General features: G+C 61.9%; 2 protein-coding genes. Both read right to left on the minus strand.

Translation table 11 applies throughout. The features are described 5' to 3' along the window. A partial coding sequence (locus tag ACX4ZE_RS22930) for a transposase (protein ID WP_480275539.1) occupies positions 1-266 on the minus strand: 266 nt, incomplete at its 3' end. 167 nt (positions 267-433) lie between these two features. Next, on the minus strand, positions 434-693 hold a 260-nt coding region (locus ACX4ZE_RS22935; RefSeq protein ID WP_480275540.1), incomplete at its 5' end, for an integrase core domain-containing protein.

Genomic DNA, 693 nt, shown 5'->3' on the forward strand with positions numbered 1-693 from the left:
TTGGTGCGCTTGAGTTCCGCGTTCTCCCGGCACAGCCGTTTCAGCTCCGCGGACTCCTCAGTGGTGACCCCGGCCCGCGCACCGACATCGACCTGACCTTGGCGCACCCACTTACGAACCGTCTCAGCAGTCCCGACACCCAGCAACGCGGCGACCGCCCCGATCGCCGCCCATTCCGACTCGTGCTGGTCGCGGACCTCCGCAACCATCCGCACCGCCCGCTCACGCAACTCCTGCGGGTACTTCCTCGAACTCACAGACTTCATCCTTCCTCAAGAGAGGAAGTCCCCGGACATGCCGGGTGGGTTCACATGATGAGTACTGACGGGGCATGTGACCTCCCGATGATCACGCTGCCCTCGACTCTCACAACCTTGGACCAACAACACGGGTACAGATCAGCCTGATCTGGCCCCCGCTGCTCGGTCCGCTCTTACGAGAGTTGAGGAGTTGGTTGGGTGTCGAGCCACAGGGTCTCATACTCGGTGGGGCTGAGGTGGCCGAGGTAGGAGTGGCGGCGTTCGGCGTTGTAGAAGTTGTCGATCCAGTCGGCCATCGCGATCGTCAACTCGAGGGTTGTCGACCATTTCCTGGTGTTGAGAAGTTCGGTTTGCATCCGCCCCCAGAATGACTCCATCGCCGCATTATCGAAGCAATCACCGACAGTCCCGAACGAGGGCAGAAGCCGGTGCC

It is taken from the genome of Nocardia sp. TBRC8007 (assembly GCF_056629435.1).